Here is a 24024-nt window from a genome sequence, read left to right as displayed (position 1 = left end):
GGCCATGACCGTCACCATCGCCATCGAGACGCCGCTGCAGGACGATGTCCGCGGGCTGGTCGAAGAGCTCAACGCCCATCTGATTCCGCTGTCGCCGCTGGAATTCCAGTTCAAGATGACGGTCGAGCAGATGGCCGGCGCCGACACCACGGTATTCGTTGCCCGCAATGCCGTCGGCGAAGCCGTGGGGTGCGGGGCGCTCAAGGTGATCTCGGCCACCGAGGGTGAGGTGAAGCGCATGTACACCCGTCCGTCGGTGCGCGGCCAGCGGGTGGGATCGGCGCTGCTGGCGGCGATCACCGAGCTGGCGGGGTCCAAGGGCATCTCGCACCTGTTGCTCGAGACCGGCACCGGCCCCGGCATGTCGGAAGCGCACCGGCTCTACACCAATGCGGGTTTCACCGCGCGTGGCCCGTTCCTCGATTATCCCGACAGCGAATGGTCGGCCTTCTTCGAGAAGCGCATCGGGCAACCCGCCATCGCCTGATCCGATACGCGTTCCGAATGTTGCGGTAATCGCTACGCCGCTATAGGAACGGCGGTCGACATTCCCCCCGCGTCCTTTCCCCGCGAGCCAAGCCTTTGACCGACCTTACCCGCCTGACCCTCGCTGCCGCCCGTGCTGGCCTCAAGGCCAAGGAGTTCACCTCGAGCGAACTCACCGGCGCCTACCTGAACGCCATCGAGGGCGGCAACTCCAAGCTCAACGCCTATGTGGCGGTGACGGCCGAGCAGGCTGAGGCGCAGGCCAAAGCCAGCGACGCCAGGCTCGCAGCCGGGCAGGGTGGTCCGCTCGAGGGTATCCCGCTCGGCATCAAGGACCTGTTCGCCACCAAGGGCGTACACACGCAGGCGGCGAGCCACATTCTCCATAGCTTCAAGCCGGAATACGAATCGAGCGTCACCAGCAACCTGTGGCGCGATGGCGCCGTCATGCTGGGCAAGCTCAACATGGACGAGTTCGCCATGGGCTCGTCCAACGAGACGAGCTATTACGGCCCGGTGATCAACCCGTGGCGGGCCAACAATTCCAACGCCCAGCTGGTGCCGGGCGGCTCCTCAGGTGGGTCTGCTGCGGCGGTTTCGGGCTGGCTCTGCGTCGCGGCCACCGCGACCGATACCGGCGGCTCGATCCGCCAGCCGGCGGCGCTGACCGGCACCGTCGGCATCAAGCCGACCTATGGCCGCTGCTCGCGCTGGGGTGTGGTGGCATTCGCCTCCTCGCTCGACCAGGCCGGGCCGATCGCCCGCACCGTCGAGGACGCGGCGATCATGATGACCTCGATGTCGGGGTTCGATCCGAAGGATTCGACCAGCGTTAATCTCGCCGTGCCGGATTTCGCGGCGGCGGTGGAGCGGGGTGTCAAAGGTCTCGTCATTGGCATTCCGCGCGAGTATCGCATGGATGGCATGCCCGCCGAGATCGAGGCGCTGTGGCAGCAGGGCATCGCCTGGCTGAAGGCCGAGGGCGCTACCGTCCGCGACATCTCGCTGCCGCACACCAAGTATGCGCTGCCGGCCTATTACATCGTGGCGCCGGCCGAGGCATCGTCGAACCTCGCCCGCTATGACGGCGTGAAGTATGGCCTGCGCGACACCGGCAAGGACATCACCGACCTCTACGAGCTGACCCGCGCCGACGGCTTTGGCCGCGAGGTGAAGCGCCGCATCATGATCGGCACCTATGTGCTGTCGGCCGGCTATTATGACGCCTACTACGTCCAGGCGCAGAAGGTCCGCACGCTGATCAAGCGCGACTTCGAGATCGCCTTCAACGACGGTGTCGACGCGATCCTGACCCCTGCGACCCCATCGGCGGCGTTCGGCATCGGCGACGAGGACATGAAGGCTGATCCGGTCAAGATGTACCTCAACGACGTGTTCACGGTGACAGTGAACATGGCCGGGTTGCCGGGGATCGCGGTGCCGGCCGGCAAGGACGGCGCCGGTCTGCCGCTCGGCTTGCAGCTCATCGGCAAGCCGTTCGATGAGGAAACCCTGTTCGCAGCGGGCCGTGTCATCGAGCGCTCGGCCGGCATCGACTTCAGCCCCGACAAGTGGTGGTAGTTCTTGATCGTGGCGTGGTCGAAGCGCAGAGGTATGCAACCTTTGCCGACCACGCTCCGCGATGAAACCGCTTGAACCATAGCGGTTTCGGCACTATTTGCCGCCCATGCGCAAATTGAGACTTGTCGACCTCCCGGCCAAACCGGTGGTTTCGTTTCAGAGGATTGGCTCCATGGCCGATGTGTTCACGACCCTAGACTGGTCGGCCCCGCCCAAGGATATGTCCAAGCCCCTGCAGGCTTTGTGGTGGATGAAGAAGGGTGAGTTGCGCGTCGGCCCTGAATGGGAAGAAGCGCACCGCATCGTCCAGGCGATGGAAGGCACTTTCGAATTCGACTGGGTGCATGCACTGCTGCACTGGATCGAAGCCGACATGGGCAATGCCGACTATTGGTACCGCCGTGCCGGCCGCAAGCGCGCCACGGCGAGCGTTTCCGCCGAGTGGGAACACATCGCCCGCGAGCTGAGCGGCGTCACGCAGCACTAGGCACGACAGGCGACCTCTGAGTGCAAGAGAGCCCCGGAGCTGATCCGGGGCTCTCTGCGTATTCACCGGTTGTCGAACTCGCTGCGGGCGAGCTCCAGCCCGCGCCTCGTAATGCGATAGGGATGGCCGTTGCTGGAGGCGATCGCCTTCTTGGCTTTAAGCTTCTTGAACAGCGGCAGGGTGCATTGCTGCATCAGCCAGCCGTCGCGGTTGAAACACTCGACGCCGATGAGCTTGCCATTGTCGGATTTGAGCGCGACGATCTTGCCGCCCTGCGCGAGGACGTGCAGCACCCGCTGCTCCTGGCGGGAAATATCCATGAGAAATCTAGCCTGAGGATGCGTGGAAAAGGGCCGCAGCCAGCATCTCGCCTGGCAGCCGCCTGGTTCCAGAAACCCCGTCGCAAACACGTCGCCGGCCCTCAGGGCTCAGCGGGCGGACGGGGTATTACGCAATCTCAACTTTGCTAGACATAGGGCAGTCCACTTTTTGACGGCGCCGCAATATCGCCGGGCCGCTGAACGGCGGATGAATAGCCGCAGAACGCCGCCGGGGCCAGTGGTCGGTTGCAAACAGTGGCGCGGCGGTGCAAACCAGCAACTCTTTCCTTATCCGCCGAGTGCCTCCCGTGACCAAAGCCCCCGCCGAATGCCAAACCAAGGAAGATGTGCGCGCCGAGATCGACCGGATCGATCAGGGCCTGTTAAGCCTGCTTGCCGAGCGGCACGGCTATGTGACGCGCATGGCGGAGATCAAGACCGACCCGCACGAGGCCTATGACCCGACCCGCATCGAGGCGATTATCGCCAAGCAGCGCAAGCGCGCCGAGGAACTCGACCTCGATGAGGATCAGGCCGAGTTGATCTGGCGCACGCTGATCAACTGGAATGTGAACTATGAAAAGGGCATTATCGCTGCACGCAAGCGCCACGGCTGAGATAGCGTGGGCGGAGTGGAGGCTTCGATGACGTCGCCGGAGATCACGATCCGCAAGGCTGTGGCGAGCGAGGCAGAACGTCTCGCCGATATTGCGTTGCTTGCCTGGGAACGCGACCTGCAACCGTTCCTCAGCGGCGAGGCAGCGAGCCGGGCGAACGAGAAGCGCCGGCTCGGTATCGCCGTGCATGAGCTGCTCGACCGCACTATCGTCGCTGAAATCAATGGCTCGCCGGTCGGCTGGTGCGCCCGGGCGCGCAGCCGCCCCTACATCCCCTACCTGTTCGTGACGCCGTTGCTGCAGAACCAGGGCATCGGCTCCCTGTTGCTGCGCCGCATGGAATCGATCATCGAGCTCGAGGGCGCCGACAAGGTGCAACTCGATACGCTGAGCGACAATGTCCGGGCTGTGAACTTCTACCAGCATCAGGGCTACCGCATCCTGGTGCTGAAGCGCGAAGGCGCCACCGGCAGCGACCCGCAAACCAGCGTCCGGCTGGAAAAGCGCCTTTCCCCCTATCGTGGTCCGCTGAACGACGACGAAGACTGAGATCCGCCGATGCAGGTGACGCTGAGAGGCGCTTGCTCCGAAGAGGCGCAGGCGTTGGGTGATCTGGGGTTCGCCGCCTGGGAGGCCAGCGCCTTCGCCGAGAACGACGCCGGCCGTGTCGACCGGCAACGGCTGCGCGAAGAGTTCAGGGCATTTGGCCTGGACTTCGCGCCGACGATGCTCGTCGCGGACTCGAATGGTGTGGCGGTGGGCTGGGGAGCACGCGAGGGGCGGGACCACCTGGTCTCGGACCTGTGGGTTGCTCCTGAGGCGCAGGGGCGCGGTATCGGCGGTTTGCTGCTTGCCGAGCTTGTCGAGCAGGTACGGAGAGCCGGATACCCTGCCGCCGAGCTCGAAACGCTCGCGAGCAACGCACAGGCCGTCGGGTTGTACCAGCGGCACGGATTCATCACGGTCTGGCGTGCGGAGAAGTTTTCCCGCACGCTTGGTTATGCAATAGACAAGGTCGGAATGACCAAGACTCTCGGAACCTCTAGCCCATGACCCTTATCGATACCCGCACGCCCAACCCCAAGAGCTTCATCCAGGGAGCCACCGGGGACTGGGAGATCGTCATCGGCATGGAGGTGCATGCGCAGGTGACCTCCGAGAGCAAGCTGTTCTCGGGCTCCTCGACCGAATTCGGCTCGCCCCCGAACTCCAATGTCAGCTTCGTCGACGCGGCGATGCCCGGCATGCTGCCGGTGATCAACGACGAGTGCGTGCGCCAGGCGGTGCGGACCGGGCTCGGGCTGAAGGCCAGGATCAACAAGCGCTCGATCTTCGACCGCAAGAACTACTTCTATCCGGACCTGCCGCAGGGCTACCAGATTTCCCAGTTCAAGGACCCGATCGTTGGCGAGGGCTCGGTGTTCCTCGACATGGGCGGGGAACGGATCGAGATCGGCATCGAGCGGCTGCACCTCGAGCAGGATGCTGGCAAGTCGATCCACGACCAGCATCCGAGCATGAGCTTCGTCGACCTCAACCGGTCGGGAGTGGCGCTGATGGAGATCGTCTCGAAGCCGGACCTGCGCAACTCCGACGAAGCCAAGGCCTATCTGTCCAAGCTCCGCAGCATCCTGCGCTACCTCGGCACCTGCGACGGCAATATGGAGCAGGGCTCGATGCGGGCCGATATCAACGTCTCGGTGCGCAAGCCCGGCGGCGAGTTCGGCACCCGCTGCGAGATCAAGAACGTCAACTCCATCCGCTTCGCCGGCCAGGCCATCGAGTTCGAGGCGCGTCGCCAGATCGACATCCTCGAGGCCGGCGGATCGATCGATCAGGAGACCCGGCTCTACGACCCGAAAACCGGTGAGACGCGCTCGATGCGGTCCAAGGAAGAGGCGCACGACTATCGCTACTTCCCCGATCCGGACCTGCTGCCGCTGGAGTTCGACCAGGCCTTCATCGACGATCTGGCGCAGCACCTGCCGGAGCTGCCGGACGACAAGGAAGCACGCTTCATCAGCGAATATGGCGTGACGCCGTACGACGCGATGGTGCTGACGCTGGAGCGCGAGACGGCCGACTATTACGAGGCGGCAGTCAAGCACGGTGGGAGCAAGCGCGACGGCAAGGCGGTGGCGAACCTCGTCACCGGCGACATCGCGGCCTATGCCAACAGCCAGGGGCTCTCGGCCTTCGAGACCCATATCAAGCCGAGCCAGATCGCCGGCATCGTCGACCTCGTAGCGGCCGGAACCATCTCGTCCAAGGGCGCCAAGGACCTGCTGCAGGTGATCATCGCCGAGGAGCCCGAGGGTGAGCCTGCCGACATCGTCGAGCGGCGCGGCATGAAGCAGGTGACCGACCTCGGCGCCATCGAGAAAGTGGTTGACGAGATCATCGCCGCCAACCCCGACCAGGTGGCCAAGGTGCAGGCCAAGCCCACCCTGATCGGCTGGTTCGTCGGGCAGGCGATGAAAGCCTCGGGCGGCAAGGCCAACCCGCAGGCGCTGAACGAGATTCTGAAGAAGAAGCTCGGGCTCGAATAGGAGGGGCGATGGCTAGCGGATACTGGGTCGTCAATCTCGAGGTCACCGACCCCGAGGTCTATAAGCAGTATCAGGCGTTCGTTCGGCCCTTCCTCGCCGCCAATGACGGGCGGTTCATCGTCCGTGGCGGCCAGCAAAGAGTCGTCGAGGGCACGGTCGGCCCTCGCGTCGTGGTCGTCGAGTTCCCCAGCTACGACCATGCGGTGCGTGCCTACCACTCGCCGGAGTACCAGCAGGGCATGCAGGCCCGCCTCGGTGCGAGCTCGGCCAACTTCGCCATCGTCGAGGGGGTCGACGGCTGATGGACGAACCCGGCAAGCCGTCGCTGGAGGAGCGGGTCGCCGAGAGCGGCAGACAACAGGGCCCGTTCGTCATCGGCGGCTTCGTCGTGCGTATTGCCATGCTGGTGCCGGTGATCGCGCTTAGCATCGCCTCGGTGGCGCTGATCATCTACGGTGCGCTGGAGACCTGGCACCTGCTGACGGCCCTGTTCGGCGGTCATCCAGTGACCCGCGACGAGGCTATCCTCCTCGCCATCGAGATCGTCGACCTGTTCCTCCTGGCGACGGTCGTGCAGGTGGTCTCGCTCGGGCTCTACCAGCTCTATTTCCGGCAGGACCTGCAACTGCCCCGCTGGCTGAAGATCGAGACGCTGGACGACCTCAAGTCCAAGCTGGTCGGCGTCACTATCACGGTGCTGGCGGTGTACTTTCTCGGCCGCGCCGTGGTGTGGGAGACCGGCGTCGACATCCTCTACCTGGGCGGCGCCGTTGCGCTGGTGATCGTCGCCCTGACCTGGTTCCTTTCGAAGATCGACCACGAATAGCGGAACCCTCGCCGGCTCGGGCCGTTGACGAAAACCATCCCGTCAACGGAGGCAGCGATGTCCGTGCTCAATCGTGTTCTGTTCAACGTCCTCTGCAAGGACCTCGCCGACAGCACCAGGTTCTACAAGGAGCTGTTCGGGCTGGAGACCATCTACGACAGCGACTGGTTCGTCGTGCTGACCCCCAAGGGCCAGGCGAATGTGCAGATCGGGCTGATCGACCAGATGAGCCAGTTCACGCCGCGCCATGCCTGGGGCATGCATGAAGGGACCTACCTGACCTTCGAAGTCGATGACGTGTTCGAAGTGCTCGACCGGGCGAGGGCCATGGGAGCCGATGTGGTGTCGGAGGCCATTGCGCTCGACTATGGGCAGACCCGCGGGCTGATCCGCGATCTCAACGGCATGGTGATCGACGTGTCGACGCCCACTGCGCAGCTCGCCATGCGCGAGGACGTGATCATCGAGGAGGCCGACCGCGACACTGCCATCGACCAGCAGCAGCCCGGAGACCGCGACAGCGTATCGCGGCCGGTCTGGTAACTCAGACGGGCTTGCCCACCGTCATTGCGGCGCGGAACTCGGGATCGGGATCGAGCCAGGTGGATTCAGGCATCGCGCCGACGGCATCGAAATAGCGGCTCATGAAGCTCCGATAGGCGGCGCAGAAGGCGATATCGGCGATCTCGCGGTCGCTGAAACCGTGCTTGCGCAGGGCTTCGATATCGCCTTCGTTGATCAGGCTGGCGTCGCGGGCGACCTGTTCCGCATAAGCCAGCATGGCTACGGTCTTCGCCGCGAGACCGGCGCTGCGGAAATCGTGCTGGATGGCGAGGACTTTTTCCCTCGAGCCCAGGTCGCTGACCAGCAGCTTGGCGTAGACATGCGAGCAGTAGCTCGATGGGATCTGCTTGGCGGCGACCAGCGTGATCAGCCGCCAGCTCACCAGCCCCAGTGAGAAGTTGTTTCGCGCCGCATGCAGCAGGTGCTCGACCATCGGCGCGATGTGCGGCAGAGCAGTCCAGCATTTGGTGCCCTCCATCACGAAGCCCAGCGCCGCCGCTTCGGTCTCGTAGATTTCGGCAATGGCGCCGGTCGCGTCTTTCTCGTCGATGGTTCCGATGAACACCGGTGGCCTCCTCAGGTCATATGATGACTGAGGACACTAAGATGCGCACCTGAACGGGAGTTGAACGGATTGTGGCCGATCAGGCTGGCGCTTTGCGCCAGCCTTTGACCAGCCGGCCGTCGATGAAGACGAGGCCGAGGAAGATCACCATGATGCCGAAGATATGGATCAGCTCGAAGCGTTCGTGTAGGACCAGGACGCCGAGGAGGATCGCCGAAATCGGCGTGATGAAAGTGTTGAGCGACAGGTTGGTGGCGCCGACACGCGGCAGCAGCCAGTAGACCAGCAGGAAGCTGAAGCTGGTCGAGAACACCGAGATGCCGAACAGCGCGCCCCAGGTTTCGGGGCGAGTGATGATCGGGATGCCGGAGAAGAACAGCGCGATTGGGACCGAAATCAGCGCGGCGCCGGTAAGCGAGGCCGAGGCCACGGCATAGGGCTCCACCTTGGCGAAGCGGCGCGCATAGTTGAGGGTCAGCGCATAGCACAGCGTTGCGATGAAAGCGGCGAGGAGGCCGATGACCTGTGCCGAGGCGCCGACGCCGAGCGAGGGCAGGGCGAGGATCACCGCCCCGGCAAAGCCGATCGCGACGCCCACCACCTTGTTCCAGGTGGCTTTCTCGCCACCCGGCCAGAGCTGCGAGACGATCACCGTGGTCATCGGGGTCATGCCGTTGATGACGCCGACGATCGAACTCGCGACGGTCTGCTCGGCGAAGGGAAACAGCGCGAACGGGATGGCGTAGTTGAGGATGCCGAGGATGAGGAACTGCCAGTAGAGGTTGGGATCGGTCGGGAGCTTCTTGCGGGTGGCGAAGAACACCAGCCAACAGATGGCGGCGCCGATGGTGACCCGGCCGGCGGATACCCAGAGCGGGCTGATCTCACGGATCAGCACGGCGTTGAACAGGAACGAACAGCCCCAGACGGCGCCGAGCAGGATGATGAGCAGCCAATATTGCAGTTTCATCGGTACGGCTCCTTCAGACTTCGACCTTGAAGCCGAGTTCGATGTCGACGGCGGCCTTGCCACCCAGCCCCCAGTTCTCGCGCGGCACGTCGTGCAGCACAACCTTTAGATCGGACGGGGCAATGCCGAAGGCGCCAAGCTCGCCGACCAGCGCGGCATAGAGCCGGCGCTTGGCGTCGACCGAGCGGCCGGTGAACAGCGAGATCTCGATGATGGTGTAGTTGGCGCCCTTGCCAGCCGGCGGGGCGAAGGCATGCGCGAGGTATTCGATGATCCGGATGTCGCGGTCCTGCTCCGGGATTCGAATGCCCTCGACCAGCGCGCGCTGCACCGCAGCGGTCAGCGCCTCATGGCGATTGCCGATCCAGCCGGCGCGGGTTTCAAGTCGGGTCGATGGCATCGAATGTCCTCGAGAAGGCCGGAAGATGGACTACAAACCAGAGTCGCGTCGAACCGATTTTGACGATAGGTCCGATCGATTCCCGTGATGGGCCCGTTTCGTGCACGCTGGTCTTGGCAGTACTCATCCCTACATAGCTGGCGGATGGAGGGCCGTTGGCATGACACTACGACTGATGGGCGCGAACCCGTGCGTGACGTTGTACGAGGGAGGCCGGGCAACTGCCTACGCCTCGGTGTGGCGGGTGGATTGGTCTCTGCGTGGCAAGGGACACGCGCTGGTGCTCGGGACGCAGGAGCGCGTGCGGATCATCGGACCTGATCGCGACCTCGGAGCATGGCTCGGCGCGGAGTTCAATCGCCACATCAGGGGCGTTAGTGCCGGCATCGCATGGCGCGAGCCGGAATTCACCTTGGCGCCGGTCCGCTTTGAGCTCGATCTCGAGACCGGTTTGCGGGCTGCGGCCGGCGACGTAGCGGTGGAGATAACGGGGCCGATCGAGCGCTACCTTACGCGCAAGAACGACTACGACCTTGGCGGCACGCCCAACATCCTCTCGACCGTGTGGATCCCCTGCCGGGAAGGCGCCATCTCCGTCGGCGGCAACCGGATAGCCGGCGCTATCAGGCTGGACGAGGCGCAGCCGATATCGAGTGCCTTCATTGCCGACGCCGAAGTCTGGTGTACGGCGGATCACCCGAGGAAGTAGGGAAGCTCTTGCGACGTCGCTTCGGACGGAGATATGTTAGTACTTACATATCCTGTTGGAGCACCGGCAGATGACGTATCTCGGCGACATGGGGCTGCTCTCGCTGGGCAGTCAGCTCAAGGCGATCAGTGACCAGCTCTATGCGATGGCGGACGACGTCTACGGACGGCATGGCATCGAATTGCAGGGGCGCTGGTTCCCGATTCTCAGGCTGCTACACGATCGCGGACCGATGACCGTTGGCGAGATCGCAACGGCCGTCGGGCAGACTCATTCGGCCATCAGCCAACTGACCACGCGCTTGGTCCGCGATGGCTGGGTGAGCACCGCAAATGATGCCGGCGACCGTCGCACTCGGCGGCTGACATTGACGGCGAAGGCCGAAGCGGCGCTGCAGGCCGCCAAGCCGCTGTGGCGGGCGATCCGAGATGGGTTGGAGGAGCGGGTTCTCGGCGCCGGCCTCGATCCCGCGACGCTGCTGACCGGGCTGGAACAGGTAGCAGCGCCAGGACTGGCCGACATCATCACGGCGAAGGCCCGCGCGTATGGCCAGGAAGCACTGCGGATCGTGCCGCTCAACCCGGAGCTGCGCGCGCATTTCTACCGGCTCAACGCCAACTGGCTGGAGCGCTACTTCGTGTTGGAGCCCTACGACATCGAGGTGATGTCGAACCCTGAGGGCATCGTTGAGCACGGCGGCGCGGTGCTGTTCGCCTTGCTCGGCGATGCCGTAGTCGGGACCTGTGCGCTGAAGCAGCATGCGCCGGGCGAGTACGAGCTGACCAAGATGGCTGTCGATCCCTCGGCGCAGGGCGTCGGCATCGGCCGCAAGCTGATCGAGGCGGCGATTGCCGAGTTCGAGCGGCTCGGCGGCACCGAGCTGTTTCTCGAGACCAATACCCGGCTCCAATCGGCGATCCATCTCTACGAGCGCACCGGCTTCGAACATCAACCGGCGATCCGCGAAGGCTCGCCCTACGACCGGGCCAATGTCTACATGATCTGGCGCGGTCGCTCGGCGATGGCGGCGTGATCAGCTGCCGAGGCTGACTTCGCCGCGGGCCAGCATGGCCAGCGCCTCGGGATAGGCGCGGTGCTCCTCGATAAGGATGCGGGCGGCGAGGCTGTCTTCGGTATCGCCGGGGAGGATCGGCACGCGGCGCTGCAGGATCGTCGGGCCTTCGTCGGTGCCGGCGGTGACGAAATGTACCGTGCAGCCGCTCTCGCTGTCGCCCGCATCGAGCGCCTGCTGTTGCGGGTGGAGTCCCTTGTGCAAGGGCAGCAGCGAGGGATGGACGTTGATCATCCGGCCCTGCCACTTCTCGGTGAACTCCGGTGTGAACAGGCGCATGAAGCCGGCCAGCGCGATGATGTCGGGGCGCCAGAGTTTCAGCACGTCCGAAAGCGCCAGCTCGAACCCGGTACGACTCGGATAGTCCTTGTGCCACCGCCAGGCCGTGGCGATGCCCTGACCGGCGGCGATCTGCAGCCCGCCGGCATCAGGCTTGTTGGCGAACACGCCGACGATCTCGGCCGGATAGTCGGGCGCCTTGGCGGCCTCGATCAGCGCGGTCATGTTCGAACCACGGCCGGAGATCAGGATGGCAACGCGCTTTTTCGGCTCGGTCACGGGGGCGGGGCCTTTGCTGGAGGGTCGTAGAGGGCGAGTTCGTCGGCGGTCGGCCGTTCGAAGGCGCGCCAGGCATCTTCTAGCATGGCGCGATCGATCGGCGGTGATTCCCGAGCGCGACGGGTGACGCGGTCGAGGAGCACGTCGATTGGGGCATCCATATGGACGAGTTCGACGGCAGCGCCCAGCGAGCGAGCCGCTTCGCGCAAGGCATCGCGCTCCGAGCGAGCCCAGGTGCCCCACTCGATGATTGCCGTGCCACCCAGCGCCAGAAGCTTCTGCGCCTGCTGCCACTGCAACTGCTCGATACCGGCACGCTTGGCCTCATCCCAGAGGTTGATGCCGAGTGCATCCATCCAGTCATCGGGCGAATAGCGCACGCCATCATGGCGTTCGGCAAGCTCGCTCGCGACGGTGGTCTTGCCCGCGCCTGGCAGGCCGCAGACGATGATCAATCGACCGCGGGACGCCGCCATCAGAGCGCGAGTGCGCCTTCGAACGTCACCGGTTCGCCCGTACGAGGACGGAGCTCACCGACGATCGCGGCCGTTTCACCAGCTGCAGCAAGGTGTTCTACAAGTTTGCTCGCGTCCTGCTTCGACACGGCGCAGAGCATGCCGACGCCGCAGTTGAAGGTGCGGAGCATCTCGCGCTCGTTCATGCCGCCGACGCGGGCCAGCCAGCCGAACACTTTCGGCACGGTGACCTTATCGAGTTCGATATGGGCCGAGAGGCTGTCCGGCAAGACACGCGGGATGTTGTCGATGAAGCCGCCGCCGGTGATGTGGGCCAGCGCCTTGATGCCGATGCCCGCCTTCAGCGCCGCGAGCAGCGGCTTGACGTAGATGCGGGTGGGGACCAGCAGCGCGTCGCTGAGCGATTTGCTCGGCTCGAACGGGGCGGGCAGGTACCAGTCGATGCCCGAGACCTCGACGATCTTGCGCACCAGCGAATAGCCGTTGGAGTGGACACCCGACGAGGCGATGGCGACGAGCACGTCGCCGGCCTCGACATCCGCGCGTGGCAGCAGCGTACCGCGTTCGGCGGCGCCGACCGCAAAGCCCGCGAGGTCGTAGTCCTTGCCGGAATACATCCCCGGCATCTCGGCGGTTTCGCCACCGATCAGCGCGCAGCCGGCAATGCGGCAGCCCTCGGCAATGCCCTCGACGATGGCGGCTCCGGTGGCGACATCGAGTTTGCCGGTGGCGAAATAGTCGAGAAAGAACAGCGGCTCGGCGCCCTGCACGATGATGTCGTTGACGCACATGGCGACGAGGTCGATGCCGATGCTGCCATTATTGCCGGTTTCGATGGCGATCTTGAGCTTGGTGCCCACGCCGTCGTTGGCTGCGACCAGGATCGGGTCGACGAAGCCGGCTGCCTTGAGGTCGAACAACCCGCCAAAGCCTCCGATCTCGGCATCGGCGCCGGGGCGGCGGGTGGAGCGGACGGCGGGCTTGATGGCCTCGACAAGCGCGTTGCCTGCGTCTATGTCGACGCCGGCCTGCTTGTACGAGAGCCCGTTTGATGGCACGTTTTGCGCGTCGGACATGGGCTGTTCGCCAGATTTTCAGGGGTAGCGGAATTGCCGAGCGCTGATAACCGCTCCACCTCAGTCACGCAAGAGACGCCCGGGACCTTGAGCCTAAGATATCAGGTAATGATCTGGGCTGGGCTGTTTGTTGCGGCCATCCTGTTGCTCTGGGTGTTCCGCTCGATCCTCCTGCCGTTCGTCGTCGGCCTGACGCTCGCCTACCTGCTCAATCCGGTGGTCAACTGGTTGCAGAAGCTTGGCATTGGGCGCTCGTGGGGCTCGATGCTGGTGCTGCTGCTGGTTCTGATCCTGCTGCTCGGGCTGCTGCTGGCCCTGGTGCCGCTGGTCGCCGTGCAGATCGGTGGGCTCATAGCTGGTCTTCCCGGATATGTGGCCGATTTGCAGGATCTTCTGCGCCAATGGATGCCGCAGTTCACCGAGTGGCTGGGTCCGGAGCGCACGGCGCAGCTCGAAGGCAGCCTGACCGACCTGATCGGCCGCGGCGTCGAGTTCGCCGGCATCCTCACCGCGACGCTGGCGCAGAGCGGGCTCACGGTGATCAACACCATCGCGGTGCTGTTCATCACCCCGGTGGTGGCGTTCTACCTGCTGGTCGACTGGGAGGGCATGGTCAAGAAGGTCGATGACCTGCTGCCGCGCCGTTATCGCAGCGAGATTCGCGGCGTGCTCGCCGATATCGACGGCGCCATGGCAGGCGTGATCCGCGGCCAGGGCTCGGTGATCCTGGTGCTGTGCGTCTACTACTGCACCGCGCTGACACTGGCCGGGCTCAACTACGGCCTCGCCATCGGCCTGATCGGCGGGCTGTTGAGCTTCGTACCCTATGTCGGCTTCCTCGTCGGCTTCGCTCTGTCGATGACGGTGGCTCTGGTGCAGTTCTGGCCCGATCAATGGGTGTTCGTGCTGATCGTGTTGATGATCTACATCGTCGGCCAGTTCCTCGAGGGGAACATCCTCTATCCCAAGCTCGTCGGGCAGAGCATCAACATCAACCCGGTCTGGCTGATGTTCGCCCTGTTTGCCTTCGCGCTGCTGTTCGGCTTCGTCGGGCTGCTGCTGGCGGTGCCGCTGGCTGCGATCTCGGGCGTGCTGACGCGCTTCGCGTTGACCAAATACCAGCAGTCGAGCCTCTATCTCGGCTCCGAGGAACTGCCGTCGCCGGCACCGGTTCCCGAGCCTGCCGCCAGTAAGCCCACGCGAAAACCGCGCGCCACGGCGGAGAAATGACCAGCCTGCAGCTCGGACGCGGACAGCTGGCGCTGGACCTCGGACACGAGGCCTCGCATGCCGAGGACGACTTCATCGTCGGCGAGGGCAACCGGTTGGCGCACGCGCATGTGCTGGCGTTTCCGCACTGGCCGGGTCCGCTGACGCTGATCGAAGGGCCGGCGAGTTCAGGCAAGTCGCATTTGTCCCGTATCTGGGCCGAACGGGCAGGGGCCGGGCATGCTACGCCCGAGACCGCCGAGGCGCTGTCTCGCGACGGCGGCACGCAGCCGCTGGTGGTCGAGGATGCCGACCGGGCAGGCTACGCCGAGGCCGAGCTGTTCCACCTGCTTAACCAGTCGATGCGCGACCGCCGTCCGCTGCTGCTGACGGCACGTCAGCCCGTTGCAAACTGGCCGTTCGCAACCGATGATCTGAAATCGCGGGCTCGACTCGCGGCGCATTTCACCGTGTCACTGAGCGACGATATCCAATTGTCACAGATGTTCGTGAAGCTGTTCGACGATCGTCAGGTGGCTGTTGAACCCAGGATCATCGCCTATCTGGTGGCGCGCATGGAACGATCGTCGGAAGAGGCGGTTGCCCTTGCGTCAATGATGGACCGCATGGCGCTCGAGCGTGGCACTGCCATTACTCGCGCCATTGCCGGCGAAGCGCTCAGGCAGCGGAGCGCAGCGCGTGATGACCGACAGCTGGCCCTCGATCTCGGAGCCGACGACGATGAATGAGATGAGCGAAATCGCCGAACAGCCGCAGGAGGAGGCGCCCGACGTTGCCGAGCTGCGCCAGAGCCCGGCGCGCTTCGTCAACCGCGAGGTCAGCTGGCTGCAGTTCAACATGCGCGTGCTGGAGGAGGCGGGGAACGTCAATCACCCGCTGCTCGAGCGGCTGCGGTTCGTCTCGATCTCGGCCAACAATCTCGACGAGTTCTTCATGGTGCGCGTTGCGGGGCTCAAGGGACAGCTGCGCGCCGGCCTCACCAAGCAGAGCGCCGACGGGTTGTCACCGGCCGAGCAGCTCGAAGAGATCGCGACGCTGGCGCAGCACCTGCATCTCGAGCAGCAGGATCACTGGCAACAGCTGCGCGAGGAGCTGTTCGCCAAGGATGTGGTGATCCACGAGGCGGATGACCTGACGCCGGAGCAGGTGAAATACCTGCAGAAGCTGTTCCGGGAGGAGATATTCCCGGTGCTGACGCCGATTGCGGTCGATCCGGCGCACCCGTTCCCGTTCATCCCCAATCTCGGCTTCACTTTGGCTTTCGAGATGGTGCGCGAGGGAACGACGCAGACATTGACCGCGTTGGTGCGCGTGCCCTCGAACCTCGATCGCTTCGTGACGCTGCCCAATGAACTGGCGGCGCCGAACCGGGTCGAGGTGGTGACCATCGACACGCTGATCAACCGGTTCATCGACAAGATGTTTCCGGGTTATCAGGTGTCGGGTTCCGGCGCCTTCCGCATCATCCGCGACAGCGAAATCGAAATCGACGACGAAGCTGCCGACCTGGTGGTGGAGTTCGAATCCGCCCTGCGCCAGCGCCGCCGCGGCATGGTGATCCGCCTCGAAATCGAAAAGAAGATGCCGCGCGCCCTGCGCCGCCACATCTCGGAGCGGCTGGGTGTCGGCGCCAGCGACACGTTCGAGGTGGAGGGCTTCCTCGGTCTCGCCGATGCGTCCAGGATCTGCGACATCGACCGGCCGGACCTCAAGTTCACGCCGTATCTGCCGCGCTTCCCCGAGCGCATCCGCGACTACAATGGCGATATCTTCGCCGCCATCCGCGCCAAGGACCTGCTGGTCCACCATCCGTTCGAAAGCTTCGACGTGGTGGCGCAGTTCCTGATGCAGGCGGCGCGCGACCCTGATGTGGTGGCGATCAAGCAGACGCTCTACCGCACCTCGCGCGACAGCCCGATCGTCAAGGCGCTGGTGCAGGCAGCCGAGGCGGGGAAGTCCGTGACGGCGCTGGTCGAACTCAAGGCGCGCTTCGACGAAGAGGCCAATATCCGCTGGGCTCGCGACCTCGAGCGCGCCGGCGCGCAGGTGGTGTTCGGCTTCATCGAGCTGAAGACCCACGCCAAGATGAGCCAGGTGGTGCGGCGCGAAGGCGGCAAGCTGGTGAGCTATTGTCACCTGGGGACCGGCAACTATCACCCGATCACTGCCAAGATCTACACCGACCTCAGCTACTTCACGACCGAGCCATCGATCACGCGCGACGTGGCGCGCGTCTTCAATTTCATCACCGGCTACGCCCGGCCGGCGGAGATGGAGGCGATCGCTTTCTCGCCCGTGACGCTGCGGCAGACGCTGCTCGACCATATCGCCCGTGAGGTCGAATTCGCCGAGCGGAACGAGCCGGCCAACATCTGGCTGAAGATGAATGCGCTGGTTGATCCCGAGATCATCGACGCGCTCTACGATGCGAGCCGCAAGGGCGTGAAGATCGAGCTGATCGTCCGCGGCATCTGCTGCCTGAGGCCGGGCATTCCGGGCTTCTCCGACAATATCCGGGTGAAGTCGCTGGTCGGCCGCTTCCTCGAGCACAGCCGCATCTTCTGCTTCGGGCAGGGGGCGCCGCTGCCCTCGCGCCGGGCCAAGGTCTACATGAGTTCGGCCGACATCATGCAGCGCAACCTCGATTGGCGCGTCGAGGTGATGGTGCCTATACTCAACACCACGGTGCACGAGCAGATCCTCGACCGGACCATGGTCGCATATTTGAAGGACAACCAGCAAAGCTGGGAGGTGCTTCCGGACGGCAGTTCCGATAGGATCAGGCCCAAGGAGGGCGAAGAGCCCTACAATGCGCACGACTACTTCATGACGCATGCGAGCCTGTCGGGCCGCGGTACGGCGCTGAAGCGCGACAACGAAGAGAGAAGCCAGTGAACCAATACTGGGGCGTCGACGCCGACCCCACCGCGCAGGGCCGCCTCAAGGGCGCGCGACCTGTTGCCGTGCTCGATATCGGGTCCAACTCGGTCCGTCTGGTGGTCTATGAGCGGCATGCCCGCTCGCTGACCCCGCTCTACAACGAGAAGACCGCCTGTGCCCTCGGCCGCGGCCTCGCCCAGACAGGCAAGATTGCCTACGAGAACATCGATCGCGCACTGACCGCGATCCAGCGCTTCGCGCTGGTGTCCAAACTGATGCGGGCGGGAACCACTCATATCCTCGCGACCTCGGCGGTGCGCGAGGCCTCCAATTCCAAGGCCTTCGTCGACGCCGTCGAAGAAATCATGGGCGCCAAGGTGACCGTGCTGTCGGGGGCGGAGGAGGCGCACTTCGCTGCGCTTGGCGCGATCTCCGGCATGCCGGGCTTCGTCGGCGTGGTCGGCGACCTCGGCGGCGGCAGCCTCGAGCTCTCCTCCATCGCGGGCGGTACTGATTCCACCGGCGAGACGCACGAACTTGGCGTCATCCGGCTGCAGGACGATTCCGATGTCTCGCCCAGTAAGGCGCAGGCCATCGCCAAGCAGCGGCTGAAGAAATCCAAGCTGATGGCAGGGCAGGGCGGCAGCTTCTGCGCCATCGGCGGCACCTGGCGGTCGCTCGCCAAGGTGCACCAGGTGCTGCGCGACTACCCGCTGCACATGGTGCAGCACTATGCCGTCAAAGCCAGCGACATGTTGAAGCTGTGCGAAGACATCGTCACGGCGACGGCGGCGAACAAGCCCTATACCGGCTCGGAGCATGTCAGCTCCGGCCGGCGTGACCTCGTACCCTACGGCGCGGCGGTGCTGATCGAGGTGCTGAAGGCCGGCAAGTTCGAGACAGTGGTGTTCTCGGCCCTGGGCGTGCGCGAGGGCTACCTCTACGGCCTGCTCGATGACGAGGAGCGCGCTGTCGACCCGCTGATGCAGACCGCCGAGCAGATGAGCGTGCTACGCTCCCGTTCGCCGGCGCATGCCGAAGACCTGATCGATTTCACCGCGGAGCTTTTGACCACCCTCGGCATCTCCGAGACGGTCGAGGAGACCCGGCTGCGCAAGGTCGCCTGTTACCTCGCCGACATTGGCTGGCGCGGTCACCCCGACTATCGCGGCGAGCAGGCGGTCGACATGGTCGCCTACGGCTCGGCCACCGGCGTCGATCATCCAGGTCGCGCCTTCCTCGCCGAGGTGCTGGCGGTTCGCTATATGGGGCTGAAGCAGAAATCGATGAGCCAGAGCGTGCTGGCGCTCTCCGGGCCGGCGATGAGCGCCCGCGCGCGTCTTCTAGGCGCCGCGTTCCGCGTCGCCTATCCGATGTCGGCGGCCATGCCCGGCGTGCTGCCGCGCGTCGGCTTCTTCATCGACAAGGGAATTCTGAAGCTCAATCTGCCGAGCGACCTCGCCTTCCTCGACGGCGAGCACCTGCGCGGCCGATTGGATCAACTCGCCGGTGTGGTGGGGATCAAGCTGACGGATGTCGTGGCGGGGTAGGGCGCTCGGCCCTACTCTTCGTCGTCGTCGATGATCTCGATTTCGATGACGCCCTTCTTGCTAGCCGCGAGGCCAAGCTTGCCGTGCTTGATGGCAAGCGCCTTGTCGCCGAACAGCTTGCGGCGCCAGCCCTTCAGTGCCGGCACGTCCGCGTCGTCGTCGAGCACCAGCGCGTCGATATCGTCGGAGGTGGCGATGATGCGCGAGGCGACGCCGTTGTCCTCAGCCACCGATTTCAGCAGTACGCGGAGCAGGTCTCCGACTGCGCCCTTGGGCGAGGGACCGCGGTGACGGTCGGGCAGCTTGGGCAGGTCGGACTTGCCCAGCGCTTCGACATCCTTGAGGATCGAGACGATCTCGCCGGCGGCCGACGAGCGTCCATAGCCGCGCTGCACGGCGCGCAGCTTGTCAAAGCTCTCGGGATTGAGCGGCCGCTGCATGGCCAGCTCGATCAACGCATCGTCCTTGAGAATGCGGCTGCGCGGTTGGTCGGTATCCTGGGCGCGCTGCTCGCGCCAGGCGGCCAGCGCCTTGAGGGCGGCGACATCGCGCGGCTTGGCGAGGCGGGCCTTGAGCCGTTCCCAGGCGTGCTCGGGCTGCACCACATAGGTGTGGATCGACTCGAGTACCGCGAGCTCGTCCTCCACCCAGTCCCAGCGCCCGGTATCGTCGACCTGCTTGACCAGCGCCGCATAGACATCGCGCAGGTGCGTGACGTCGGCGAGCGCGTAAACCTTCTGCTTCTCGGTGAGCGGCCGGGCCGACCAGTCGGTGAAGCGGGACGATTTATCGAGCTCGACCTTGGTGATCGAACGGACCAGGTTGTCGTAGCTGACGCTGTCGCCGAAGCCGCAGACGGAGGCTGCGACCTGGGTATCGAAGATGTTGGCGGGCACCTTGCCGGTCAGCTTGACGAAGATTTCGATGTCCTGCCGGGCGGCATGGAACACCTTGCGGACCTTGTCGTTGGCGAGGAGCTTGAAGAACGGCGACAAATCGAGGCCGGGGGCGAGCGGATCGATCAGGACCGCTTCGTCGAGAGTTGCCGCCTGCAGCAGGCAGAGCTTCGGCCAGTAGGTTGTTTCGCGCAGGAACTCGGTATCGACCGTCACGAAATCATAACCGGCGGCGCGCTTCGAAAAGGCGGCGAGCACGTCGGTCGAAGTAATGAGCTCCATCAAGACTCTTTCGTCACAAGGCTTACCAGCCCTGAATAACAGTGGGACACGCGAATGGCGAGCACAGAGTGGCGAATAAGTCACGGTTGCTCGGCGTGTCGGGGCCGCCTGGTGCTCTTCCCGCGGATCTGGATCCGGGGCAGCTCAACTTGACAATTGCGCCCTCGCGTGCGCTTGTCCGGCCCCGAAATCCGCCTGCCTCAGAGACAAGAGATGAGTGAAATGCACCGCTACCGCACCCACACCTGCGCCGCCCTTCGTCAGGGTGACGTGGGCAATAATGTGCGGCTTTCGGGGTGGGTGCATCGCGTCCGCGATCACGGCGGCCTGCTGTTCATCGATCTGCGCGATCACTATGGGCTGACGCAGCTGGTGATCGATCCCGATTCCAAGGCGTTCAAGCTGGCCGAGACGGTGCGCTCCGAGTGGGTGATCCGTGTCGATGGCGAAGTGAAGCAGCGTACCCCCGAGACGGTCAACGGCAAGCAGCCGACCGGCGAGGTTGAGGTGTTCATCCGCGAGCTCGAAGTGCTGAGCGAAGCCACCGAGCTGCCGTTGCCGGTGTTCGCCGAGCCGGATTATCCGGAAGACATCCGCCTCAAGTACCGCTTCCTCGACCTGCGCCGCGAGACGCTGCACGCCAACATCGTCAAGCGCACCAAGGTGATCTCGTCGATGCGCCGCCGCATGGGCGATATCGGCTTTGCGGAGTACTCGACGCCGATCCTCACCGCGTCGTCGCCCGAAGGGGCGCGCGACTTCCTGGTGCCGAGCCGCATCCATCCGGGCAAGTTCTTCGCCCTGCCGCAGGCGCCGCAGCAGTATAAGCAGCTGCTGATGGTGGCCGGCTTCGACCGCTACTTCCAGATCGCGCCGTGCTTCCGCGACGAGGACCCGCGCGCCGACCGCCTGCCGGGCGAGTTCTACCAGCTCGACCTCGAGATGAGCTTCGTCACCCAGGAAGAAATCTGGGACACCATGCAGCCCGTTATCACCGGATTGTTCGAGGAGTTCGCCGACGGCAAGCCGGTGACCAGGGAATGGCCGCGCATCCCGTATGACACCGCGGTCCGCAAGTACGGGTCGGACAAGCCGGACCTGCGCAACCCGATCGAGATGCAGGACGTCACCGAACACTTCCGTGGCTCGGGCTTCGGCGTGTTCGCCAACCAGATCGCCAGCGATGCCAAGGTCGAAGTCTGGGCCATTCCGGCCAAGACCGGCGGCAGCCGCGCCTTCTGCGATCGCATGAACGCCTGGGCGCAGGGCCAGGGCCAGCCGGGCCTCGGCTACATCTTCTTCAAGGATGGCGCCGGCTCCGGTCCGGTGGCTAAGAACATCGGCGAAGAGCGTACGGCGGCGATCCGCACCCAGCTCGGTCTTGCCGATGGCGACGCGGTATTCTTCGTGCTGGGTCGCCCGGACAAGATGTACAAGTTCGCTGGCGAAGCGCGGGTGAAGATCGGTCTCGACCTCAACCTGACCCAGCTCGACCAGTTCAAGCTCTGCTGGATCGTCGACTTCCCGTTCTACGAGTGGAGCGAGGAAGAAAAGCGCCTCGACTTCGCGCACAACCCGTTCTCTATGCCGCAGGGCGGCATCGAGGCGCTGAACACTCAGGATCCGCTGACCATCAAGGCGTTCCAGTATGACGCGGTGTGCAACGGCTTCGAAATCGCCTCGGGCTCGATCCGTAACCAGCTGCCCGAGACCATGGTCAAGGCGTTCGAGCTGACCGGCAAGTCGCGCGCCGAGGTCGAGGAGCAGTTCGGCGGCCTCTACCGCGCCTTCCAGTACGGCGCCCCGCCGCACGGCGGCGCGGCGTTCGGCATCGACCGCATCGTCATGCTGATCTGCGGCGCGCAGAACCTGCGCGAGATCACGCTGTTCCCGATGAACCAGCAGGCCGAAGACCTGCTGATGGGCGCCCCGAGCCCGGCCGAGCCCAAGCAGCTGCGCGAGCTGCACGTGCGGGTGATCGCCGATACCAAGTGAGTGAGGGGGCGCCGTCGGGCGCCCTTTCTCTTTCCGAGCGTGCGGCAACATCCGTTTGTGATCGCAGCTACCGACCACCGGCGTCCCATTTCGGCACGACGGGTAAATCATCGTTAACACTCTCTTAAAGTCCGCCCGCTAGGCATTTGTTGCCTATCTCCGTCGGGGGCGGATTCGCTTGAAGTCCAAGTATGCCAATGTGCTGATGCTGCTCGCGGCCATTGCCGCGTTCCTGCCGCTCATGGCCGTGGATCTCGTGCTCGATTCCTACGTGCGGGTACGCGAGCGGGCGCTGTTGCAGCAGTCGGTCGATGCGGTGGCGAGCCGGGTGCAGGCGACGGCCTACGACGCCATCTCGTCGCTCCGGCGCATCCTCGCCGAAAGCCCCTCGCTCTGCACGCCCAGCTTCATCGCCAATGTGCATCGGCAGATGGAGGTCAGCCTCTATCTGAAGCAGGTGCTGGTCGAGAATGCCGACGGGGTGCAGTACTGCGACGCGCTCGGCAAGGACGTGAAATACTCGCCGCTGTCGCGCCCGCTGTCGGTACCGAACCAGACCGAGACCATCGAGGTGGCGAAATACGCCGACCTCCGGATGCCTTCGCTGAAGGTGACGCAGGCGTTCGGCACGACCCGGAAGGTGTCGGCCTTCGTGCCGATTCTGGCGGCCGAGCCGGATAGCCTGCTCAATGGGTTGAAGCCGACCTCGATGGTGCGGGTGTCGCTGACCGACGGGGCGGAGATCGTCACCGTCGGCGACCCCAAGGCCTATGACAACCGCGGCGACGTCGAGTTCATCACCGCAGAGAGCTTCGCCGGCGAGCTGCCGATCCGGGTGGCGGCAGCCGTGCCCTTCGCCATGGTGCGGGCCGACTACGGCGATCTCGACGCGAGCTTCACCGTGGGGGCGGCGCTGATGTGCGGGGCGTTCCTGATCCTCGCCTTGCAATACCTGCGCCGGTCGGACCTGCCGGCCTTCGACCTGGAGCGGGCGATCGCTGCGGGGGAGTTGAAGCCCTACTACCAGCCGGTAATCAACCTGAGGACCGGTGCGCTGGCCGGCTGCGAGGTGCTCTGCCGGTGGGAAAAGAAGAACGGCGAAGTGGTGCCACCAGGGGCGTTCATCGACTATGCCGAGGTGACGGGGCTGGCGCTGCCGATGACGGTCAGTCTGATGCAGCAGGTCAAGGCCGACCTGAGCGGCCTCTGCGGGGACATGCCGGACCTCAATATCTCGATCAACCTGTTCGAGGGGCATTTCCGCGACGGCAACGTCGTCGACGACGTGCACACGATCTTCGCCAACTCGGCGATCAGTTTCCGTCAGCTGGTGTTCGAGATCACCGAGCGCAAGCCGCTCGAGAAGATGGCGCAGGCGCAGAGCGTCATCGCCGGGCTGCATGCGCTGGGCTGCCGGCTGGCCATGGACGACGCGGGCACGGGGCACTCGAACCTGGCCTACCTGCAGACGCTCGGCGTCGATGTGGTGAAGATCGACCGGGTGTTCGTCGACATGATCAAGCCCGAGGGCGCGCCGGTGCCTGTGCTCGACGGGCTGATCGCCATGGCGCGCGACCTCGGCACCGAGATCGTCGCCGAGGGCGTCGAGACTGAAGCGCAGGCGCTGTATCTCAGGGCGCGCGGCGTGGTGCAGGCGCAAGGCTATCTCTTCGCCCCGGCGCTGAAGGCCGGCGCCTTCCGCGATCTGGCGCGGGCCTTGAATGCTCCGGTGGTGCTGCCGGGGCTGGTGCAGGTGAGCGCGGCCTAGGGGGCCTTGCCGCCTCATACTCGGTGTCATTCCCGCGAAAGCGGGAACCTCTGTTTTGGTGCGCGCGGAGGCATCGCAAACGGAGGTCCCCACTTTCGCGGGGATGACCGGTGGTTGGGGAACTGATGAAGGAAGATCCACCTTCAGTTTCCCTCGATCCCTGCCTT

The 24024-nt window shown here is 64.7% G+C and carries 26 protein-coding genes; 18 read left to right on the top strand and 8 right to left on the bottom strand.

Features of this window, described 5'->3' with window-relative positions; genetic code table 11:
• The first annotated feature begins 4 nt into the window (after positions 1 to 4).
• The 3 genes from AC1ROK_RS10300 to AC1ROK_RS10290 all read left to right on the top strand — a co-directional run bounded on the left by AC1ROK_RS10300 (position 5) and on the right by AC1ROK_RS10290 (position 2554).
• Positions 5 to 487 carry a GNAT family N-acetyltransferase gene (locus tag AC1ROK_RS10300; RefSeq protein ID WP_492846499.1) on the top strand — a complete coding sequence of 161 codons (483 nt, stop codon included), beginning with the start codon at positions 5 to 7 and terminating at the stop codon, positions 485 to 487.
• Positions 488 to 582: 95 nt separating this feature from the next.
• Positions 583 to 2067, top strand: coding sequence for an Asp-tRNA(Asn)/Glu-tRNA(Gln) amidotransferase subunit GatA (gene gatA, locus AC1ROK_RS10295; RefSeq protein ID WP_492846498.1), 1485 nt, complete (start codon positions 583 to 585; stop codon positions 2065 to 2067).
• Positions 2068 to 2239: 172 nt separating this feature from the next.
• Positions 2240 to 2554 carry a hypothetical protein gene (locus tag AC1ROK_RS10290; RefSeq protein ID WP_055878186.1) on the top strand — a complete coding sequence of 105 codons (315 nt, stop codon included), beginning with the start codon at positions 2240 to 2242 and terminating at the stop codon, positions 2552 to 2554.
• 62 nt (positions 2555 to 2616) lie between these two features.
• On the opposite strand, the gene AC1ROK_RS10285 is transcribed toward AC1ROK_RS10290, so the two are convergent.
• A complete protein-coding gene (locus tag AC1ROK_RS10285) occupies positions 2617 to 2874 on the bottom strand; it encodes a YjhX family toxin (RefSeq protein WP_492846497.1) in 258 nt (85 codons plus the stop codon).
• Between the two features lie 308 nt (positions 2875 to 3182).
• On the opposite strand from AC1ROK_RS10285, the gene AC1ROK_RS10280 reads away from it, so the two are divergent.
• The 7 genes from AC1ROK_RS10280 to AC1ROK_RS10250 are packed head-to-tail and all read left to right on the top strand — an operon-like array spanning position 3183 to position 7409.
• Positions 3183 to 3491 carry a chorismate mutase gene (locus tag AC1ROK_RS10280; protein ID WP_492846495.1) on the top strand — a complete coding sequence of 103 codons (309 nt, stop codon included), beginning with the start codon at positions 3183 to 3185 and terminating at the stop codon, positions 3489 to 3491.
• A gap of 27 nt (positions 3492 to 3518) precedes the next feature.
• Positions 3519 to 4040, top strand: a complete 522-nt coding sequence (locus tag AC1ROK_RS10275; protein WP_492846493.1) for a GNAT family N-acetyltransferase — start codon at positions 3519 to 3521, stop codon at positions 4038 to 4040.
• A gap of 9 nt (positions 4041 to 4049) precedes the next feature.
• Positions 4050 to 4544, top strand: a complete 495-nt coding sequence (locus AC1ROK_RS10270) for a GNAT family N-acetyltransferase (RefSeq protein WP_492846491.1) — start codon at positions 4050 to 4052, stop codon at positions 4542 to 4544.
• On the top strand, positions 4541 to 6040 hold the full coding sequence (gatB, locus tag AC1ROK_RS10265) for an Asp-tRNA(Asn)/Glu-tRNA(Gln) amidotransferase subunit GatB (protein ID WP_492846489.1): 1500 nt from the start codon (positions 4541 to 4543) through the stop codon (positions 6038 to 6040). Before AC1ROK_RS10270 ends, gatB begins: the two co-directional genes overlap by 4 nt.
• A gap of 8 nt (positions 6041 to 6048) precedes the next feature.
• Positions 6049 to 6342 carry a DUF1330 domain-containing protein gene (locus AC1ROK_RS10260; RefSeq protein ID WP_492846487.1) on the top strand — a complete coding sequence of 98 codons (294 nt, stop codon included), beginning with the start codon at positions 6049 to 6051 and terminating at the stop codon, positions 6340 to 6342.
• Positions 6342 to 6866 (top strand): YqhA family protein, encoded by a 525-nt coding sequence (locus tag AC1ROK_RS10255; RefSeq protein ID WP_492846485.1) that lies wholly within the window; start codon positions 6342 to 6344, stop codon positions 6864 to 6866. Before AC1ROK_RS10260 ends, AC1ROK_RS10255 begins: the two co-directional genes overlap by 1 nt.
• Before the next feature lie 57 nt (positions 6867 to 6923).
• On the top strand, positions 6924 to 7409 hold the full coding sequence (locus tag AC1ROK_RS10250; RefSeq protein ID WP_492846483.1) for a VOC family protein: 486 nt from the start codon (positions 6924 to 6926) through the stop codon (positions 7407 to 7409).
• A 1-nt stretch (position 7410) separates the two neighbouring features.
• On the opposite strand, the gene AC1ROK_RS10245 is transcribed toward AC1ROK_RS10250, so the two are convergent.
• The 3 genes from AC1ROK_RS10245 to AC1ROK_RS10235 all read right to left on the bottom strand — a co-directional run bounded on the left by AC1ROK_RS10245 (position 7411) and on the right by AC1ROK_RS10235 (position 9365).
• Complete coding sequence (locus AC1ROK_RS10245; protein ID WP_492846481.1) at positions 7411 to 7995, bottom strand: carboxymuconolactone decarboxylase family protein; 585 nt, start codon at positions 7993 to 7995, stop codon at positions 7411 to 7413.
• Positions 7996 to 8074: 79 nt separating this feature from the next.
• Positions 8075 to 8965, bottom strand: coding sequence for a DMT family transporter (locus tag AC1ROK_RS10240; RefSeq protein ID WP_492846479.1), 891 nt, complete (start codon positions 8963 to 8965; stop codon positions 8075 to 8077).
• Between the two features lie 13 nt (positions 8966 to 8978).
• Complete coding sequence (locus AC1ROK_RS10235) at positions 8979 to 9365, bottom strand: tautomerase family protein (RefSeq protein WP_492846477.1); 387 nt, start codon at positions 9363 to 9365, stop codon at positions 8979 to 8981.
• Between the two features lie 160 nt (positions 9366 to 9525).
• Here AC1ROK_RS10235 and AC1ROK_RS10230 point away from each other — a divergent pair, with 160 nt between their 5' ends.
• Complete coding sequence (locus AC1ROK_RS10230) at positions 9526 to 10074, top strand: hypothetical protein (RefSeq protein WP_492846475.1); 549 nt, start codon at positions 9526 to 9528, stop codon at positions 10072 to 10074.
• 70 nt (positions 10075 to 10144) lie between these two features.
• Positions 10145 to 11107: a bifunctional helix-turn-helix transcriptional regulator/GNAT family N-acetyltransferase gene (locus tag AC1ROK_RS10225; protein ID WP_492846473.1), complete on the top strand. Its 963-nt coding sequence runs from the start codon at positions 10145 to 10147 to the stop codon at positions 11105 to 11107.
• On the opposite strand, the gene purN is transcribed toward AC1ROK_RS10225, so the two are convergent.
• From purN to purM, 3 genes are read right to left on the bottom strand one after another with little or no spacing between them, the layout of a single operon-like run.
• Complete coding sequence (gene purN / locus AC1ROK_RS10220) at positions 11108 to 11704, bottom strand: phosphoribosylglycinamide formyltransferase (protein WP_492846471.1); 597 nt, start codon at positions 11702 to 11704, stop codon at positions 11108 to 11110.
• Positions 11701 to 12180, bottom strand: a complete 480-nt coding sequence (locus tag AC1ROK_RS10215; protein WP_492846469.1) for a P-loop nucleotide/nucleoside kinase family protein — start codon at positions 12178 to 12180, stop codon at positions 11701 to 11703. The genes purN and AC1ROK_RS10215 overlap by 4 nt, the downstream gene beginning before the upstream one ends.
• Entirely contained in the window at positions 12180 to 13256 is a 1077-nt protein-coding gene (gene purM / locus AC1ROK_RS10210; protein ID WP_492846467.1) for a phosphoribosylformylglycinamidine cyclo-ligase, read from the bottom strand. The genes AC1ROK_RS10215 and purM overlap by 1 nt, the downstream gene beginning before the upstream one ends.
• A 108-nt stretch (positions 13257 to 13364) precedes the next feature.
• Here purM and AC1ROK_RS10205 point away from each other — a divergent pair, with 108 nt between their 5' ends.
• The 4 genes from AC1ROK_RS10205 to AC1ROK_RS10190 are packed head-to-tail and all read left to right on the top strand — an operon-like array spanning position 13365 to position 18916.
• Positions 13365 to 14486, top strand: coding sequence for an AI-2E family transporter (locus AC1ROK_RS10205; RefSeq protein WP_492846465.1), 1122 nt, complete (start codon positions 13365 to 13367; stop codon positions 14484 to 14486).
• A complete protein-coding gene (locus AC1ROK_RS10200; RefSeq protein ID WP_492846463.1) occupies positions 14483 to 15214 on the top strand; it encodes a P-loop NTPase family protein in 732 nt (243 codons plus the stop codon). Before AC1ROK_RS10205 ends, AC1ROK_RS10200 begins: the two co-directional genes overlap by 4 nt.
• On the top strand, positions 15168 to 17381 hold the full coding sequence (locus AC1ROK_RS10195; protein WP_492846461.1) for an RNA degradosome polyphosphate kinase: 2214 nt from the start codon (positions 15168 to 15170) through the stop codon (positions 17379 to 17381). Before AC1ROK_RS10200 ends, AC1ROK_RS10195 begins: the two co-directional genes overlap by 47 nt.
• Positions 17378 to 18916, top strand: coding sequence for a Ppx/GppA phosphatase family protein (locus AC1ROK_RS10190; protein WP_492846459.1), 1539 nt, complete (start codon positions 17378 to 17380; stop codon positions 18914 to 18916). The genes AC1ROK_RS10195 and AC1ROK_RS10190 overlap by 4 nt, the downstream gene beginning before the upstream one ends.
• A gap of 11 nt (positions 18917 to 18927) precedes the next feature.
• Here the strand turns inward: AC1ROK_RS10190 and rnd are convergent, their stop codons facing one another.
• Positions 18928 to 20094, bottom strand: a complete 1167-nt coding sequence (gene rnd / locus AC1ROK_RS10185) for a ribonuclease D (RefSeq protein WP_492846457.1) — start codon at positions 20092 to 20094, stop codon at positions 18928 to 18930.
• Between the two features lie 222 nt (positions 20095 to 20316).
• Between rnd and aspS the strand changes: the two genes are divergently transcribed.
• Together aspS and AC1ROK_RS10175 are read left to right on the top strand one after the other, a co-directional pair.
• Positions 20317 to 22089: an aspartate--tRNA ligase gene (gene aspS, locus AC1ROK_RS10180; protein ID WP_492847378.1), complete on the top strand. Its 1773-nt coding sequence runs from the start codon at positions 20317 to 20319 to the stop codon at positions 22087 to 22089.
• A gap of 178 nt (positions 22090 to 22267) precedes the next feature.
• Positions 22268 to 23857 carry an EAL domain-containing protein gene (locus AC1ROK_RS10175; RefSeq protein WP_492846455.1) on the top strand — a complete coding sequence of 530 codons (1590 nt, stop codon included), beginning with the start codon at positions 22268 to 22270 and terminating at the stop codon, positions 23855 to 23857.
• The last annotated feature ends 167 nt before the right edge of the window (positions 23858 to 24024 follow it).

The sequence above is a fragment of the Devosia sp. GW821-FHT12F11 genome (genome assembly GCF_058806655.1).
Note: the sequence above shows the minus strand (reverse complement) of the source record. Positions and strands in the feature narration are given on the sequence as shown.